The organism is Pseudomonas corrugata, from assembly GCF_050920615.1.
GTDB classification, from domain to species: Bacteria; Pseudomonadota; Gammaproteobacteria; order Pseudomonadales; family Pseudomonadaceae; genus Aquipseudomonas; species Aquipseudomonas corrugata.
Genome location: NZ_CP130434.1, coordinates 155499 through 171478, shown reverse-complemented (window position 1 = coordinate 171478; position 15980 = coordinate 155499). Strand labels below are relative to the sequence as shown.

Sequence of the window (15980 nt, the reverse complement as noted above, 5' to 3'; positions counted from 1 at the left end):
TACGTAATGGACGGGCAAAAAGGCATTTCCTGTAGTATAACTACAAACTTGCTACATCCCGGCCACCACCAATAACAAGAGTCCAGCCCCTTGAACCTGTTGCAACACATCGCCCAGTCACGCCACCTGCTGCGCAAATCGGAACTGAAAGTCGCCGATCACGTACTGCTTGATCCTGCGGCCGTGATGCACAGTTCCATGGCCGATCTTGCCCACAGTGTCGGCATCAGCGAACCGACCATCGTGCGCTTCTGTCGTGCCATCGGTTGCTCCGGTTTCCAGGACCTGAAACTCAAGCTGGCGCAGAGCCTGGCGGCCGGCGCGAGCTTCGGCCAGTTTGCGATCCATGAAGACGACTCGGTCGCCGACTACAGCCTGAAGATCTTCGACACCACCCTGCACACCCTCATGGAGGTTCGCGAGAAGCTCGACCCGGTGGCGCTGCAGAAAGCGGTCACGGCCATGTCCCAGGCCCAGCGTGTCGAGTTCTACGGCTTTGGCGCATCGGGCGCGGTGGCGGCGGATGCGCAGCACAAGTTCTTCCGGCTGTTGCTCACGGCGGCCGCCTATTCCGATCCGCACATGCAGGCCATGTCCGCGGTGACCCTCAAGCCCACCGATGTGGCGATCTGCATTTCCCAGTCGGGGCGTTCCAAGGATCTATTGATCACCGCCAATCTGGTTCGTGAAAGTGGCGCCTCGCTGATTACCCTCTGTCCGAGCCAGACACCATTGGCCGAACTCTCGACGGTGAACCTGGCCATCGACGTGCACGAAGACACCGAGATATACACCCCGCTGACCTCGCGCATCGCTCACCTGGTGGTGATCGATGTGCTGGCGATGGGCGTTGCCATGGCTCGCGGGCCCAGCCTGGTCAACCACCTCAAGAGCGTCAAGCGCAGCCTTCGCAGCTTGCGGCTGTCGCCCAAGTCGGTGAAGGCGTTGGATGATTGAAGCTGCAAACTACGATCCTCAAGCCACACAGGCCACTGGTAGCAACATTCATCGTTCTGTAACTCCCGCGTTGCCAAACCGTCATCCCGTGCCTGCATCGTAAAGCTCCCGTATACGTCTTGGGAGTCTCGACATGACCCAGTCCTACGAAGAACGCAGCGCCGTCAAAACCCGTCGTCAACAGGAAGACCAGCGCCGCATGGCGTTTCGTCGTGCGATCGAAGACCGTTATGAGCAGCGCCAGCTCCTGGCGGAAATCAGCGAGTATCCCGACGTCACAGAATTCAATTACTGGCAGGCGACGCCGGCGGCTTCCCGTCGAAACGCTCAACCAGGCCAATGATCTGAGCGCGCTCGCCGCGCACAAACGCCAGGAAGGCGTGGGCCACCGGTGACAATCGTTTAGCCCTGGCCTGTACCAGGCACCAGCTGCGGTACAGCGGCAGTTCCTCGACCGGCAACTCGATGAGTGCGCCGGATGACAGCTCCCGGCTCGCGGCGTGGCGCGTCAACAACGCCACGCCCAGGCCCGCTACCACGCATTCGCGTTGGGCTTCCGCTGACGCCACCTCCAATGTCTGGGTGAAATGCACCCGTTTCTCCTTGAAATATTCCTCGCAGGCCAGCCGCGTGCCCGATCCCGGCTCCCGCAGCAACAACGTGTACGGCTCCAGATCCTGCAAGCGCAGTGGGCCCATGTGACACAAGGGGTGATCCGGCGGCGCCACGGCCACGATCGGATTGTTGAGAAAGGGCAGGAACTCCAATCCCATGTCCTGAGGCACCATGGACATGATCACCAAATCGTCCCGGTTATCCGAGAGGCGACGGATCACCTGTCCGCGATTGACCACTGTGAGGCTCAGATTGACCTCCGGGTGCTGGCGCCTGAACGCGGCAAACAGGTGCGGCACGAAGTATTTGGCGCTGGACTCCACCGCCAGCTTCAGTTGACCTTGCAACGAGCCCTGCATATCCGAGAGTTGCATATCGAGGTTTTCCAAGCGTCCGAAAATGTCCCGGCTGGCGCGTTGCAGGGCTTCGGCGGCTTCGGTCATGTAGAGCTTTTTGCCAACATACTCAAACAGCGGTTGCCCAATCAGCTCTTCCAGGGATCGAATCTGTAGGCTGACGGCCGGCTGCGTGAGAGACATTTCGTCGGCTGCGCGGCTGTAGGACCTCAAGTCGCACACCTCATTGAAAATCTGTAACTGACGCAATGTCATACGCATCAATGACTTACGCATTTTTTAGTCACCCTGCTCCGAAACGGATACTCCAACTATAAGTCTTCACTTATGCCTATCCCAATAAATATTCATTTTTGTTAATCAACGACCGGGACTAGTGTGGTGCTGCGACCGATTGTTACATCTGGTCACGCGTCGGCCTGAACCTCAGGCCGTGGTATCACCGGCTCAAGGGAACCTCCAATTGATAAAAAAGATCTTGATCGCCAACCGTGGTGAGATTGCCGTCCGCATCGTGCGCGCCTGCGCCGAGATGGGCATTCGCTCGGTCGCGGTCTATTCCGACGCTGATCGCCATGCCCTGCATGTCAAGCGCGCGGACGAGGCCCACAGCATCGGCGCTGACCCGCTGGCCGGCTACCTCAATCCGCGCAAATTGGTGAACCTGGCAGTCGAAACAGGCTGCGATGCCTTGCATCCTGGTTATGGCTTTCTCTCAGAAAACGCCGAACTGGCGGACATCTGCGCCGAACGCGGAATCAAATTCATAGGTCCTGCGGCGGAAGTCATTCGCCGCATGGGCGACAAGACCGAAGCGCGCCGCAGCATGATCAAGGCCGGTGTGCCGGTTACACCGGGTACCGAAGGCAACGTGTCGGGCATCGAGGAGGCCTTGGCCGAGGGCGACCGGATCGGTTACCCGGTGATGCTCAAGGCCACCTCCGGCGGCGGCGGCCGAGGTATCCGGCGCTGCAACAGCCGTGAAGAACTGGAACAGGCGTTCCCGCGGGTCATTTCCGAGGCCACCAAGGCGTTCGGTTCGGCGGAAGTGTTCCTGGAAAAGTGCATCGTCAATCCCAAGCACATCGAAGCGCAGATCCTGGGTGACAGTTTCGGCAACGTGGTGCATCTGTTCGAACGGGACTGCTCGATCCAGCGGCGCAACCAGAAGCTGATCGAAATCGCCCCCAGCCCGCAACTGACGCCCGAGCAGCGTGCCTATATCGGCGACCTGTCGGTGCGCGCCGCCAAAGCCGTGGGCTATGAGAACGCCGGCACCGTGGAGTTCCTGCTCGCCGAGGGCGAGGTGTACTTCATGGAAATGAACACTCGGGTGCAGGTGGAACACACCATCACCGAAGAAATCACCGGTATCGATATTGTTCGCGAACAGATCCGCATTGCGTCCGGCCTGCCGCTGTCGGTCAAGCAGGAAGACATCCAGCACCGTGGCTTTGCCTTGCAGTTCCGGATCAACGCCGAGGACCCGAAGAACAACTTCCTGCCCAGCTTCGGCAAGATCACCCGCTACTACGCCCCTGGCGGCCCCGGCGTGCGCACCGATACGGCGATCTACACCGGTTACACCATCCCGCCGTTCTACGATTCGATGTGCCTGAAACTGGTGGTCTGGGCGCTGACCTGGGAAGAAGCCATGGACCGAGGCCTGCGCGCCCTGGATGACATGCGCCTGCAGGGGGTCAAGACCACTGCTGCGTACTACCAGGAAATCCTGCGCAACCCGGAATTCCGGAGCGGCCAGTTCAATACCAGCTTCGTCGAAAGCCACCCTGAACTGACCAACTACTCGATCAAGCGCAAACCCGAAGAGCTGGCCCTGGCCATCGCCGCCGCCATCGCCGCCCACGCAGGCCTGTAAGGAAGTATGACCATGTCCAAGAAGATCTTTGTTACCGACACAATCCTGCGCGACGCCCACCAATCGCTGCTCGCCACCCGCATGCGCACCGAAGACATGCTGCCCATCTGCGACAAGCTCGACAAAGTCGGCTATTGGTCGCTGGAAGTCTGGGGCGGCGCGACGTTCGACGCCTGCGTGCGTTTCCTGAAAGAAGACCCATGGGAGCGCCTGCGCCAGCTGCGCGCCGCGCTGCCCAACACCCGTCTGCAAATGTTGCTGCGCGGCCAGAACCTGTTGGGCTATCGCCATTACAGCGATGATGTGGTCAAGGCGTTCGTGGCCAAGGCCGCGGTCAACGGCATCGATGTTTTCCGCATTTTCGATGCGATGAACGATGTACGTAACCTTCGCGTGGCCATCGAGGCGGTGAAGGCTGCCGGCAAGCATGCCCAGGGCACCATCGCCTACACCACCAGTCCGGTGCACACCATCGACGCTTTCGTGACCCAGGCCAAACAGATGGAAGCCATGGGTTGCGATTCGGTGGCAATCAAGGACATGGCCGGTTTGCTCACCCCGTATGCCACTGGCGAACTGGTAAAAGCCTTGAAGGCCGAGCAATCGTTGCCGGTGTTCATCCACTCCCATGACACCGCCGGCCTGGCCGCGATGTGCCAGCTCAAGGCTGTCGAGAACGGCGCGGACCACATCGACACCGCCATCTCCAGCTTTGCCTGGGGCACCAGCCACCCTGGCACCGAATCGATGGTTGCGGCTCTCAAGGGCAGCGAGTTCGACACTGGCCTGGACCTGGAATTGCTGCAGGAAATCGGCCTGTACTTCTATGCGGTGCGCAAGAAGTATCACCAGTTCGAAAGCCAGTTCACGGCGGTGGATACCCGTGTCCAGGTCAACCAGGTACCCGGCGGGATGATCTCCAACCTGGCCAACCAGTTGAAAGAACAGGGCGCGCTGAACCGCATGAACGAAGTGCTGGCGGAAATTCCGCGGGTGCGCGAAGACCTCGGCTTCCCGCCATTGGTCACGCCGACCTCGCAGATCGTCGGTACCCAGGCCTTTTTCAACGTATTGGCCGGCGAGCGCTACAAGACCATCACCAACGAAGTGAAGCTGTATCTGCAAGGTGGTTACGGCAAGGCTCCGGGCGAAGTGAACGAGAAGCTGCGCCGCCAGGCTATCGGCAGTGAAGACGTGATCGACGTGCGTCCGGCCGATCTGCTCAAGCCGGAAATGACCAAGCTGCGCGGCGAAATCGGTGCTCTGGCCAAATCCGAAGAGGACGTACTGACCTATGCCATGTTCCCGGATATCGGGCGCAAATTCCTGGAAGAGCGCGAAGCCGGCACTCTGACCCCGGAAGTGCTGCTGCCGATCCCTGAGGCAGGCAGCGTGAGTTCGCCGGGCGGCGAGGGTGTACCGACCGAGTTCGTTATTGACGTTCACGGCGAAACCTACCGCGTCGACATCACCGGCGTCGGCGTCAAGGCCGAAGGCAAGCGTCACTTCTACCTGTCCATTGATGGCATGCCGGAAGAAGTAGTGTTCGAACCGCTCAATGAGTTTGTCGGCGGTGGCGGCAGCAAGCGCAAGCAAGCGTCTGAACCTGGCCACGTCAGCACCACCATGCCGGGCAACATCGTCGATGTGCTGGTCAAGGAAGGCGATGTGGTGAAGGCCGGTCAAGCCGTGCTGATCACCGAAGCCATGAAGATGGAGACCGAAGTGCAGGCGGCCATCGCCGGCAAGGTCACCGCCATTCATGTGGCCAAGGGCGACCGGGTCAATCCGGGCGAGATCCTGATCCTGATCGAGATCGAAGGCTGAATTAACAGTCTCGATACAACGCTTTAACCTCGGGGGGGCATGTGCTCCCCTTTTTTTGTGCGCAAATTTCTACCCCACACCGAACCCTGTCGAGTCCGCCGTCGAAGCGCCGGCCGTCCAGCCGCGCCTGGGTCTTGCTGGTCGGAGCGCTACTGCCCAGGGTGGCGTTGGCGAGGTTTGCGGTGTCATGGGCCGTGAGCAGGTCGACAGCTTCGGCGGCCTTGAATACGTTGCTACCCAGCAGGGCGTTGATGGCGGCATCGGGTTTTGCTGCGGGGCGACTGGCGACGGAGCGGCGGGTGCTTGCGCAATAGGGGCAGTTTTCGCAGGCTCGGTAGGTTTGGGGAGCTGGGCTACGGCAGGCACATGCACTTCGGGAGTTGTCACTGATGCGACCGACTCGTGAAGAGAGTCCGCACTTTAAACATTCCCTCTGGAGCGCGATGCCGGTCAACGCTGTGCCTCTGACGAGAGATCGCGACGAAGCCTGTAGGCCGGTCGCGTCTTGAACAAGCCCCGTCGCGTCTGCGTTCACGGTACGGGACGTTGCCCTGCATCACTCTCGGAACGGTCCGTTTGACAGCGACGGGGCTGTCAACTGCGCTTGAGGTACGCCTTCCCATAATGCCGCTCCATGCGCGCCTGGATCAGTTCCAGTGCGATGGACATCAGCCAATAGATGATCGCCGCCGTGGTGAGCATTTCGATGTAGCGATAGCTGGAGCGACCATAGGATTGCGCCAGGAACATCACTTCCCAGACGCCCATCACCGAGACCAGTGAGGAGTCCTTGAGCATGGAGATGAACTGGTTGGTGGTCGGCGGGATGATGGTGCGCATGGCCTGGGGCAGGGTGACGCGCCAGAAGATCACTGTCTCGCTCAGGCCCAGCGCCAGCGAGGCTTCGCGTTGGCCTTGGGGGACGCCGACGATGCCGGCGCGGAAAATTTCGCTCAGGTAAGCGCCGTAGTTCAGCGACAGGGCAATGATCCCGGCGGTGACGGCGCCTGGAACCACGCCCAGTTGCGGCAAGCCCAGGTAGATCAGCAGGATCTGGATCAGCAGTGGCGTGCCACGGAAGAAGGAGGCATAGAAACTGGCAATGCCGAACGCCACCGCGCTGTTGGACAGTCGTGCCAGGGCGGTGATGAAGCCCAGCAATGACGAAGCGACGATCGAGCACAGGCACAGGAACAGCGTCAGCACCGCGCCTTGCAGAAAACCGTTGGGTGCCAGATGCAGGCCGATCAGGTTCGGCAACTTGTCCAGGATGATCGAGAACTTCAGGTCGAAGCCCAGGAAAAAACTCGCGAACAGCGCCAGCATGACCGCCCAGGTCAGGTATAACCGTGTGCGAAAACCGAAGATTTTTTTCAGGCGCGACTCAGCCACCGGTTGCGGTGGCTGGGATGGTGGTGGAAAAGAGGTCATTGAGTGATGTCGGCGCCGATCCATTTCTGCGAGAGTTTGCTCAAGGTGCCATCTTGTTTCAACTGGGCGAAGACTTCACGCACCTTGCTGTCCCACTGGGCGTCACCCTTTTCGATGGCCACCGAGTTCGGTTCGGAGTACAGCGGCTCGCCGGCCAGTTTGAAGCGTTTGTCTTCGGTCAGGCGCGGTTGCGCGGTCACCAGATTGGTCAGCACCGCGTCCAGGCGTACTCCGGCGCCCAGGCCCAAGTCCTGGAAGGCCACGTTGTCGGTGTCATACGGGGCGATCTGTACGTTGTCGAACGGATAGCTCAGTTGGGTATCCTCGGCGCCTTCGATCACCAGGTTCTTGTTCAGGTAGCTCTCATAACTGGAGGCACTGGTGAGGCCGACTTTCTTGTCGCTCAGGTCCTTGGCACCATGGATCCGGTCGTCCTTGGCGTTGACCACGATCACTGCCGGCGAGGCGTAATACTGCACCGGGAAGTCGAACACTTCGGCGCGGGCCTTGCTCGGCGTCATGGAGCAGATGCAGATGTCATAGCGCCCGCTCCAGCGCCCGGCGGCGATCACGTCCCAGGACGGCGTTTCCAGGCGCAGCTTCACACCCAGCTTCTGCGCCACGGCTTTGGCCACGTCCACATCAAACCCGTCGAGTTGGTTCTGATCGTTGAGAAACGAGAAGGGCGGGTAGCTTTCCATCAATACGCCGACCAATTCTTTTTTCTGCTCGATACGGTCCAGCGTGGTGCCGGCAAACGCCTGCGAAGAGGCGGCCAGAAGAGTCAGGCCCAAGGCCATTAATGGTTGAAGTTTCATGTTAGGCCCTGGCTGAAAATACAGGTTGTGGTTAACCGAATTGTGCGTATTAAATAGTTATAAGAACAACTCCGGTAGTGAGTTATTTTCATAAGCTTATGAGTGAATCGCATATGGGCTCAGCAACGACAGTCATTCTCGACGGCGGCATGGGCCGCGAACTGCAACGCCGTGGCGCGCCGTTCAGGCAGCCCGAATGGTCGGCACTGGCCCTGAGCGAAGCCCCTCAGGCCGTAGAGGCCGTGCACGCGGCCTACATTGCCAGCGGCGCCAATGTCATCACCAGCAACAGCTATGCCGTCGTGCCGTTTCATATTGGCGAAGCGCGCTTCGCCGCCGAAGGCCAGGCCCTGGCAGCGCTGGCCGGCGAACTGGCCCGGCGGGCGGTGCAGGCATCCGGCAAAGCCGTACGGGTTGCCGGCTCGTTGCCGCCGCTGTTCGGTTCCTATCGGCCTGATCTGTTTGATGCCTCCCGCGCCAGTGAGCTGTTGTCGCCTCTGGTAACCGGCCTGGCGCCCCATGTCGACCTGTGGCTGGCCGAAACCCAAAGCTCGACGGTGGAAGCGAAGGCGATTCATGCCGGGCTACCCAAGGACGGCAAGCCGTTCTGGCTGTCGTTCACCCTCAAGGACGAAGACACCGACGAAGTGCCGCGCTTGCGTTCCGGCGAGCCGGTGGCGGAGGCTGCGGCCGTTGCGGCCGAACTGGGCGTCGAGGCGCTGCTGTTCAACTGCAGCCAGCCGGAGGTGATCGGTGCTGCGATCGATGCTGCCCGGCAAACCTTCGAGCGCCTGGGGGTGAAGATCCACATCGGCGCCTACGCCAACGCCTTCCCGCCGCAACCCAAAGAAGCGACCGCCAACGACGGGCTGGACCCGCTGCGTGAAGACCTCGATCCGCCGGGCTACCTCCAGTGGGCGGCGGACTGGCAGAAACGTGGGGCCAGTCACCTGGGCGGTTGCTGTGGAATCGGCCCGGAGCATATTGCGGTGCTGGCGCAGAAGTTGGCTTGAGCCGGTAGCGAATCATCGGCTGATCGATTGTCATCGCGAGCAGGCTCGCTCCCACATTTGGAATGCATTTCCCCTGTGGGAGCGAGCCTGCTCGCGATAACGGGCTTCAATTACCCATAAATATCAGCTTACGTTTCCCTCCCAGTTCCACTGCCCTCTATACATATGTACGTCATCTCGGGACGAACAGCGCGATAGGGTCCGGACTCTTTCAATCAGAACCGGACCATTGAGATGTCGATTTCCTCCAAGGATGAACCGGGTGTTGCGTCACCTATACCGCAATCAGAAACGATCGATGCCCAGGCGAAGGAACAGCTCAGGCAACTGGACTTGCTGGACACCCACCAGGTACAGCTGACCCATCTGTTCGCAGCCGTTCCCACCTTCGACAGGGTGATGGGCGCGCTGCTGGTCGGCCTGCTCAAGACCAGGATTCCCGCCAAGAAATTTCGTGCATCGCTGCTTCCGGACATCGAACCGGATCAATGCTATGTGAGCCGCTTCACCACGGGCCCGGACGGTGGGCGCATCCTGGCCGCCTCGGACAGCTTTACCCACGTCATGCGCAACTGTTTGCTCAGCGACACGGCGCCCGACTTTTCGAAGGGTGGCGTCGGGTTCTTTACCCGTTCGGATTCCCTGGAGGAGGCCGACAGCGTCTTTGCCGGCCCGCTGGACGAGCACACGTTGCGGGCCATGGAAGCCGTGTTCTATGTGGCCCATCCAGCCACGAATGAACGGGTGAAGCGTCAGTTCCGCGACGAACTGGTGCTCTTTCGTCAGCGCAAGGGCTGGGAGGTGTTGCCAGGCGTGGCGGCGTCATCCACGACCGAAGTCGCCCTCGCGCAGTTATTGTCCCGGCGCTTCCTGCATCTTTTCGACCTGTACAAAGCCGATCGGGATCCTGCCGCTCGACTCAGCCAGGGCGAGCGAATCCAGCAAAGCGATGAAGATCGCCTATTGGACATCATCACTACCCATCCTTCCCAGGCGGACAGAGGCCGCCTGTTGCGCGCACCGGTTCCCCATGCCTATGCGGTCAGGCTCGATAGCGGCGCCGCGCAGCCGCAAAAATGGCCTGCCGCGATGGTGATCAAGTTTACCGACCGGCCATCGCTGTTCCTGTATTCCCTGGAGCATGGGCTTCAGCGCTTCAACGCTTTCCAGGACCTGATCAGACAGGTATTTCCCACCTTTGAGGGCCAGGCGTGCAGGATTCAGGACATTTCCGTCGAACTGTCCGGGCATGTTTTCGAAGTGGCGGCGGCGGACCTGCTGCAGATGCAGCGTGCGGCGCTGGAGAAAGTCCTGGATGCGCCAGGAAACGCAACGGTGACGGTGGCTGACTTTGCCCGGCAAACCGAAGATGCCCTTGGCTTGCCCCTGTTGTCACTGGCCGGGCCACTGGCGGCCCGTCAGGAAACCTTGGTGGAAAACCGTCGCCCCGGTTTCTACAAGACCGCGACGTTTGCCGAGCGAGCCCATTATCGCCGTCTCGAAACAAAGGTATTCGAGGCCGTCTACACACTGGGCAGCGGTGTTCCTACCCTGGTGCAGTTCGCTCGCCGGAAGATCAAACAGTACCTCCAGCAAACCATCCACCCGCGCATCGACGTGGACCCGGACCAAACCCTGGTCAGGCTGTTCTACGGTGACCGGGCCAGCCCCAGGCAGTCCCGTACCAGCAGCTTGACCCAATTGATGCTCGACAATCTGCGGCCACGGCAATACCCGAACGCCATGCGCGAAGTGTTGGCGGTCTGCCTTCTGGATCAACACGGTCAACGCATCCGACATCCGGAAAACGGCTTCCTGATCACGGTGACCGGGGGCGAACTGGCCAGGATGGCGACGAGCCTCGATGTCGGTGGCAACTATGAAATCCTGCTGCGCCAGCAAATGAATGAACCTCGGTACAAGGCGGCCTGGCAGGCGTCGTACCGGGCCCACCTGGAATTCAAGGGCTATGAGGCTGCACTCAGGGGCGACGCAGTGTTCCAGGCCAGAGTGACGGATCCGGTTGCCAAGCCAGCCCATCCGCGAAAACTGCTGGCTAGCTGGCTGGAGGCGGTCCTGCAGTCACTCACGGCGGCGAATCGGGCCAGGGTGAGCGGGCGCAGGATCCATGTCCACGGTCTTCTCCTGGGCGGCAGTGTCAGCGCGCAAGGTGGTACGCCGCGCAACGCGCTCGGCATCGACGGTGTGCTGATCTTTTCAGACCAGCTTGGGCCGGACATCAAGGGCACCGTAGGGGTGTATTTGCCGGACAGCCCCCAGGGCAATGACCTGCAAGAGTTTTCCAACCTGAGCGATGGCATTACCGGGTTGCTGCAACAGGAAGAGTGGCGGGCGTATTTCCGTTCGCGCATTTGCGCCCTCGATCCAGAGGAGATAAAGCGCGCCTTGGGGCAGCACCGCGGTCGGCCCCTGATCAGTGGCGTCTTGATTACCGATGATTGGCTTGAGCGCTTTCACCGGGCCCACGTCAACTTCCACAGCGCCTATGCGGATCACCGTTCCAACAGCAACCGGGACATTGGCCTGCAGACCGTCGCGCGGCTGGTGATGATGACGGTTGAAATTGTCATGGACCTGGCCGGCCTGCTGTTGATCCCCGGTTTCCAGATGCTGACCCGTGCCGTCAGGACCGGCCTTTTGGTGCTCAGGACCGGTGCCGTGCCAACGAATACGACGACACTGGCGTTCGTCCATGCGGTGGCAAACACCCGGAAGGCTATCGGCTTCGGTGGCGTGAGCGTCAACGTGCGAGGGCGCTCCTCTTTCCTGGCGATAACGGCTCGCCAAAGCCAGGCTAAAGCGCCATTTGGATTGCCCTTGGAAGAAACGCTTTATCGGCGCTATGCCGTGGCGGATAGGTCGGTGCTCCGGGGAGTGTCAGCGGATGCCCAGGGCTTTTATCGCCCCACGATCACGGACAGCGTCACGGGGCGCTCTGCTCGCCAGGTGTATGTGCAGCAACCCGATGGCACGGTATTCCGGGTGCATGACCATACGTCGCTCAAGGCCATCGAGGCCACCATTGTCGACCCGGCGACGGGCTTGAATATTCGCTCCAGTGGCGTGATGAGGAGCACGGTGGCCCGCGCGCCCGATGGGCAGTGGCATGCCGTGGGCTTTGGCCTGGGCGGAGGGGGCAAACGCCCGAGCGGAGGACCTCCCCAACCGGGCCCGTCAGCCCCTAAGCAACCTTCGACATCGCTTCGCGCCGTGGCCGATCTGATCCGCACGTCAAACGAGTGGGACGTCGAGATCATGGATCTGGTCCCGTCACTCATCACCCGCCTTCCAAGCTGGCCGCAACATCGCAGCTTGTTGATCGTGGATCAACGGCGTGGACGCCAGGACTGGTCGATACGCTTCACCCCCGGGCAAGAGGAAAGCGGCTATCCGACGGGCGCGCATCCGCTCAGGTCCAACACTGACGTGGTGCTGATACGCACCGGTGAAAATCATTACACCTTAAGGTTGGCTGATAACACTGACGTCACGTTCGATGCCGACGGCAATTGCTTCTTCAATGCCGTTGCTCGGGGACTGAACGAGGGGCAGCCCCAGCCAACGTTTTCGATGCAGGGGCTGCGCAATGAAACCGCCGCCTATATCGACCTGCACCCGGAGATGAGTCATTACCTGGTGTCACCGCCCACCGGTTTGCAGCAGGCGCTGGCGGATAACGCACGCTCCCTGGAGAACTTGTTGGGCAAGGCCGCGGTGTATGACGTGAGTCAGATTGTCTATGGCACGCGCAACCCGCATAACCTGTTTCGACCGTTGGTGCATTTCCTGAACCTGTATGCCGACGACATGGTGCGCAGGACCTTGAGCCAAGCCCGGAAAGCCGACTTGCCACCCGAGATCCTGCAACACATCGGTAGCTACTTGTCCCCCCGGGCTCCGGGTCGTCCGATACTGAGCAGCATTCCTTACTACATGCAAACCGATCGATCCGTGCGGACCTTCTTCGAGGACACGTTGATACGTCCCATCGAAAATTCGGAAATTGATGAACTGCTCAACAATGAACACCTCATGTTCTCCCAGGACGTGATTCACATCATGCTCGAATACGGGGTCAGGGCCCGAGAGCTGACCGATCACCATCCAAAGAACAGTCTGGCGTATGTCCTCTACGATGACGCTCTGCATGGTCATCTCGACGATACGCAGCTAGAGGAACTGCTCAATGGTGCCTATCTGGTGGATCGTGATGATTTGAAAAAGGTCAAGAGACGGTACGAGCAAGAGACCGGCAATGTCATGGATGACGACTCGGAACTGTTGGAGCAGCACATTTATTACGACCGCGCCGAGGACCTGGCCGACCTGCTCACCGTGGCACTCGAGCGATTTCCTATGTTGCAGGCGCGGGCAAATATTCTTCTCAAGTCCCCGGTGATCGCTTCCAACCTGGGTGGCCTGTTTCCCGTGAGTCTGCTTTCACAATGGATACGCAACCCGAGCATATCCAACATGCGACTTCAGCTCATCGGCGATTATGTCAGTGGTCGTTATGACGAATTGACGAGATACGGTGGCGTCGATATCAACTGGATGCGACCGTTCGATGACTGGAACCTGAACAGTCTGTTCACGCATCGGCAGGCTTTACTGGACTTCTTCAACTTTCTCCAGGAGGTCCGGTACTTCAAGGACAGTGACCTGTCGGCTGTCGCCAGGTTGTTCACTGCGCCAGGGCAGCGGCTTTCCAACAGCCGGGTGGCGATCCTGTTCAGCAGGCCGAACCTGTGGATGTCCATTCGTGCTATGCGCGGGATCTCGCGGGAAAGCGCCAGGGCCATCTGGCAGGATTTGACGGGCCCGGCATTCAGCGACAGCAATATTCGATTCGCCCTGGGGCGGCCCGGCTCGCTCAACAGCGAGTCGGCTTTCACGGAGGCGTTGATAGACAGCCTGGTCAATGAAGAGGCCCGGGCGCATCAGTTGATCATGGGGTCGTACACCATGAGCGAAAGACAGGCCCAGTACTTTCTCCATAATTTCGATTTCTCGCAGAGCCCGGCGGGGCACAGTCGGCTGGATTTCGCCAGTTACGTGAGCGCTCATGGATCGATACCGCAATGGGCCTGGCCCTATGCCCGAAGTGCGGTGACGCCCGAGGTGCTCAAACCCTTCCTGGCCACCAGGAAGCCGCCTGAGTCCTGATAGCTTGCCTTGATCGATCGCCATCGCGAAGGGATTCGCGGTGGCGATCATCCATCACTCACTGCGATGAGCGACATTCCGCCAGGCTACGTACCTGTCCGTTCTCGCTTTGATTCTCTTCACTGAGCCATTGCTCGAACGCCGCGCCGATCGCCGGCCATTCCGAATCCAGCATCGAATACCACGCGGTGTCGCGGTTCTGTCCCTTGACTACCATGTGCTGGCGGAAGACGCCCTCGAACGTGAACCCCAATCGTTCGGCAGCGTATTTCGAGCGGGCGTTGGCGTTGTTGCATTTCCACTCCAGGCGTCGATAACCCAAAGCGAAGGACTCTTTCGCCAACAGGTAAACCGCCTCGGTGCTTTTCGGCGAACGTTGCATGGAAGCGCCGAACGTCACATGGCCGATCTCGATGCGCCCCTGGGCTGGCACGATGGACATCAGGCTGAGAATGCCCTGCACCTCGCCATTGGCGCGGTCGATCACCGTGAAGAAGTATGGGTCGATGTTCGCGGCATGATTACCGAGCCAGGCATCGAACGCCTTGCGCTCGGAAAAGGGGCCGTAGGGCAGATAGTCCCAGAGTTTCGGATCGGCGCCGGGGCCTTCCAGTGCTTGCCACAGACCGTCGGCATGGCGTGCCGGATCGAGTTTTTCCAGGCGGATGAAACGCCCTTCGATCAACTGTGTGAACGGTGCCGGAACCCCTTTCCAATCGGCAAGTGAAGTCAACATGCGGCGCTCCTTACAAGGCTTTGCGAAATTGGATGAAGCCGGGACGTTCGGCGATGCGCTCGTAGAGCTGGATCGCCGTGGCATTGGTTTCATGGGTCAGCCAGTGCACTTTGCAGCAACCATCGGCCTTGGCGGTGGCATAGACGTACTCGATGAGCTGACGACCGACGCCGGTGCCACGGCTCTGCTCCGTGACCAGCAGGTCCTGCAGGTAACAGGAATTCTCGATGCTCCAATTGGACCGGTGATAAATGAAGTGCACCAGGCCGATGGCCGTGTCGCCGCGCCAGGCCAGGGCCCCGTGGGTCGGTTCGCGCTCATCGAGCAAGCGTTGCCAGGTGCTTTGGCTTACCGCATCTGGCAGTTCGGTGTTGTAGAACCTCAGGTAGGCCTGCCACAGAGGCAGCCACGCGGCGTGATCGTCAGTGGTAACAGGGCGGATCTCGATCTGGCTCATGTTCATTCCTTGGTCGAAAATTCGGACATCAGGCTCGCGACGGCTTGGTCCTGGGGATCGTGGCTGGTCGCCAGTCCCTGGCGCACACCCGCAGCATCGGCGGGGACGCGGTTCTGGCTGAGTTTGCGTTTGCCTTCAAGGCGCTGGATGGGCAGGGCGAAGCCGACGATGGCCTTGAGCATGCTGTCGATGTACTCAGCCGGTGCATCGTCGACGCTCCACGGCTGGGCCCGGCCGCTTTCGTGGCGGTCGGTGAGGGCACTCACCAGGTTGCGCAACCGGTGGGCATCATTGAACACCTCGGCGCCGCCATAGGCGTGTACGGCCTGGTAGTTCCAGGTTGGCACGACTTTGCCATGTTCGGCCTTGCTGGGATAGAAACCCGGGCTGACGTAGGCGTCGGCCCCGGCAAATATCACCAGCGCCTCGGCCCCGGATTCCAGGTCGCGCCATTGTGGATTGGCCCGGGCCATGTGCCCGTAGAGGCTGCCGTTGGGGCCTTGTCGGGTGTCCAGCAACAGCGGCAGATGGCTGGCCTGCAAGCCATGCTCGCCATGGGTGACCAGCAAGGCCAGGCGACACGCTTCCATCATCCGGTGTAATTGGGACAGGTCTTCGACGGCAAAGGCTTTGGGGTTGTACATGACGATTTTCCTTGGCGAATGCCAGCATCCTAGGCAGGCTATTGGTCTGTTGTAAGAGCC

Annotated in this window: 12 protein-coding genes; 6 read left to right on the top strand and 6 right to left on the bottom strand. The window is 60.3% G+C overall.

The annotated features are described in order from the left end of the window. Nucleotides 1-90: 90 nt before the first annotated feature. Together hexR and QZH45_RS00715 are read left to right on the top strand one after the other, a co-directional pair. Complete coding sequence (hexR, locus tag QZH45_RS00720) at nt 91-957, top strand: transcriptional regulator HexR (RefSeq protein WP_003187110.1); 867 nt, start codon at nt 91-93, stop codon at nt 955-957. Nucleotides 958-1090: 133 nt separating this feature from the next. After that, nucleotides 1091-1300 carry a PA3496 family putative envelope integrity protein gene (locus QZH45_RS00715; protein WP_024777835.1) on the top strand — a complete coding sequence of 70 codons (210 nt, stop codon included), beginning with the start codon at nt 1091-1093 and terminating at the stop codon, nt 1298-1300. On the opposite strand, the gene QZH45_RS00710 is transcribed toward QZH45_RS00715, so the two are convergent. Then, complete coding sequence (locus tag QZH45_RS00710) at nt 1242-2204, bottom strand: LysR family transcriptional regulator (protein ID WP_024777836.1); 963 nt, start codon at nt 2202-2204, stop codon at nt 1242-1244. The two genes, QZH45_RS00715 and QZH45_RS00710, sit on opposite strands and share 59 nt — an antisense overlap. A gap of 187 nt (nt 2205-2391) precedes the next feature. Between QZH45_RS00710 and QZH45_RS00705 the strand changes: the two genes are divergently transcribed. Both QZH45_RS00705 and oadA read left to right on the top strand, forming a co-directional pair. Next, nucleotides 2392-3807, top strand: coding sequence for an acetyl-CoA carboxylase biotin carboxylase subunit (locus QZH45_RS00705; protein ID WP_024777837.1), 1416 nt, complete (start codon nt 2392-2394; stop codon nt 3805-3807). Nucleotides 3808-3819: 12 nt separating this feature from the next. Beyond that, nucleotides 3820-5634, top strand: coding sequence for a sodium-extruding oxaloacetate decarboxylase subunit alpha (gene oadA / locus QZH45_RS00700; RefSeq protein ID WP_024777838.1), 1815 nt, complete (start codon nt 3820-3822; stop codon nt 5632-5634). A gap of 594 nt (nt 5635-6228) precedes the next feature. Here the strand turns inward: oadA and QZH45_RS00695 are convergent. Together QZH45_RS00695 and QZH45_RS00690 are read right to left on the bottom strand one after the other, a co-directional pair. Then, complete coding sequence (locus QZH45_RS00695) at nt 6229-7065, bottom strand: amino acid ABC transporter permease (RefSeq protein ID WP_024777839.1); 837 nt, start codon at nt 7063-7065, stop codon at nt 6229-6231. Beyond that, on the bottom strand, nt 7062-7883 hold the full coding sequence (locus QZH45_RS00690; RefSeq protein ID WP_024777840.1) for an ABC transporter substrate-binding protein: 822 nt from the start codon (nt 7881-7883) through the stop codon (nt 7062-7064). The genes QZH45_RS00695 and QZH45_RS00690 overlap by 4 nt, the downstream gene beginning before the upstream one ends. Nucleotides 7884-7996: 113 nt before the next feature. On the opposite strand from QZH45_RS00690, the gene QZH45_RS00685 reads away from it, so the two are divergent. Beyond that, nucleotides 7997-8896: a homocysteine S-methyltransferase family protein gene (locus tag QZH45_RS00685; protein WP_024777841.1), complete on the top strand. Its 900-nt coding sequence runs from the start codon at nt 7997-7999 to the stop codon at nt 8894-8896. Between the two features lie 234 nt (nt 8897-9130). Beyond that, nucleotides 9131-14083, top strand: a complete 4953-nt coding sequence (locus tag QZH45_RS00680) for an OTU domain-containing protein (protein ID WP_237140460.1) — start codon at nt 9131-9133, stop codon at nt 14081-14083. 58 nt (nt 14084-14141) lie between these two features. Here the strand turns inward: QZH45_RS00680 and QZH45_RS00675 are convergent, their stop codons facing one another. Genes QZH45_RS00675 through QZH45_RS00665 form a run of 3 tightly spaced genes read right to left on the bottom strand, consistent with a single transcriptional unit; the run spans nt 14142 to nt 15920 of the window. Then, nucleotides 14142-14819: a GNAT family N-acetyltransferase gene (locus tag QZH45_RS00675; protein WP_024777843.1), complete on the bottom strand. Its 678-nt coding sequence runs from the start codon at nt 14817-14819 to the stop codon at nt 14142-14144. Nucleotides 14820-14829: 10 nt separating this feature from the next. Next, nucleotides 14830-15276, bottom strand: a complete 447-nt coding sequence (locus QZH45_RS00670) for a GNAT family N-acetyltransferase (protein ID WP_024777844.1) — start codon at nt 15274-15276, stop codon at nt 14830-14832. Between the two features lie 2 nt (nt 15277-15278). After that, the gene (locus QZH45_RS00665) at nt 15279-15920 is read right to left on the bottom strand and encodes an FMN-binding negative transcriptional regulator (RefSeq protein ID WP_024777845.1); all 642 of its coding nucleotides are present in this window, start codon (nt 15918-15920) and stop codon (nt 15279-15281) included. Between the last annotated feature and the right edge of the window lie 60 nt (nt 15921-15980).

Bases quoted from the DNA above. Each gene is read 5' to 3' on its own strand.
- QZH45_RS00690 (WP_024777840.1), bottom strand. From the start codon at position 7,883: ATGAAACTTCAACCATTAATGGCCTTGGGCCTGACTCTTCTGGCCGCC.
- QZH45_RS00695 (WP_024777839.1), bottom strand. From the start codon at position 7,065: ATGACCTCTTTTCCACCACCATCCCAGCCACCGCAACCGGTGGCTGAG.
- oadA (WP_024777838.1), top strand. From the start codon at position 3,820: ATGTCCAAGAAGATCTTTGTTACCGACACAATCCTGCGCGACGCCCAC.
- QZH45_RS00665 (WP_024777845.1), bottom strand. From the start codon at position 15,920: ATGTACAACCCCAAAGCCTTTGCCGTCGAAGACCTGTCCCAATTACAC.
- QZH45_RS00670 (WP_024777844.1), bottom strand. From the start codon at position 15,276: ATGAGCCAGATCGAGATCCGCCCTGTTACCACTGACGATCACGCCGCG.
- QZH45_RS00680 (WP_237140460.1), top strand. From the start codon at position 9,131: ATGTCGATTTCCTCCAAGGATGAACCGGGTGTTGCGTCACCTATACCG.
- QZH45_RS00685 (WP_024777841.1), top strand. From the start codon at position 7,997: ATGGGCTCAGCAACGACAGTCATTCTCGACGGCGGCATGGGCCGCGAA.
- QZH45_RS00675 (WP_024777843.1), bottom strand. From the start codon at position 14,819: ATGTTGACTTCACTTGCCGATTGGAAAGGGGTTCCGGCACCGTTCACA.
- QZH45_RS00710 (WP_024777836.1), bottom strand. From the start codon at position 2,204: ATGCGTAAGTCATTGATGCGTATGACATTGCGTCAGTTACAGATTTTC.
- QZH45_RS00715 (WP_024777835.1), top strand. From the start codon at position 1,091: ATGACCCAGTCCTACGAAGAACGCAGCGCCGTCAAAACCCGTCGTCAA.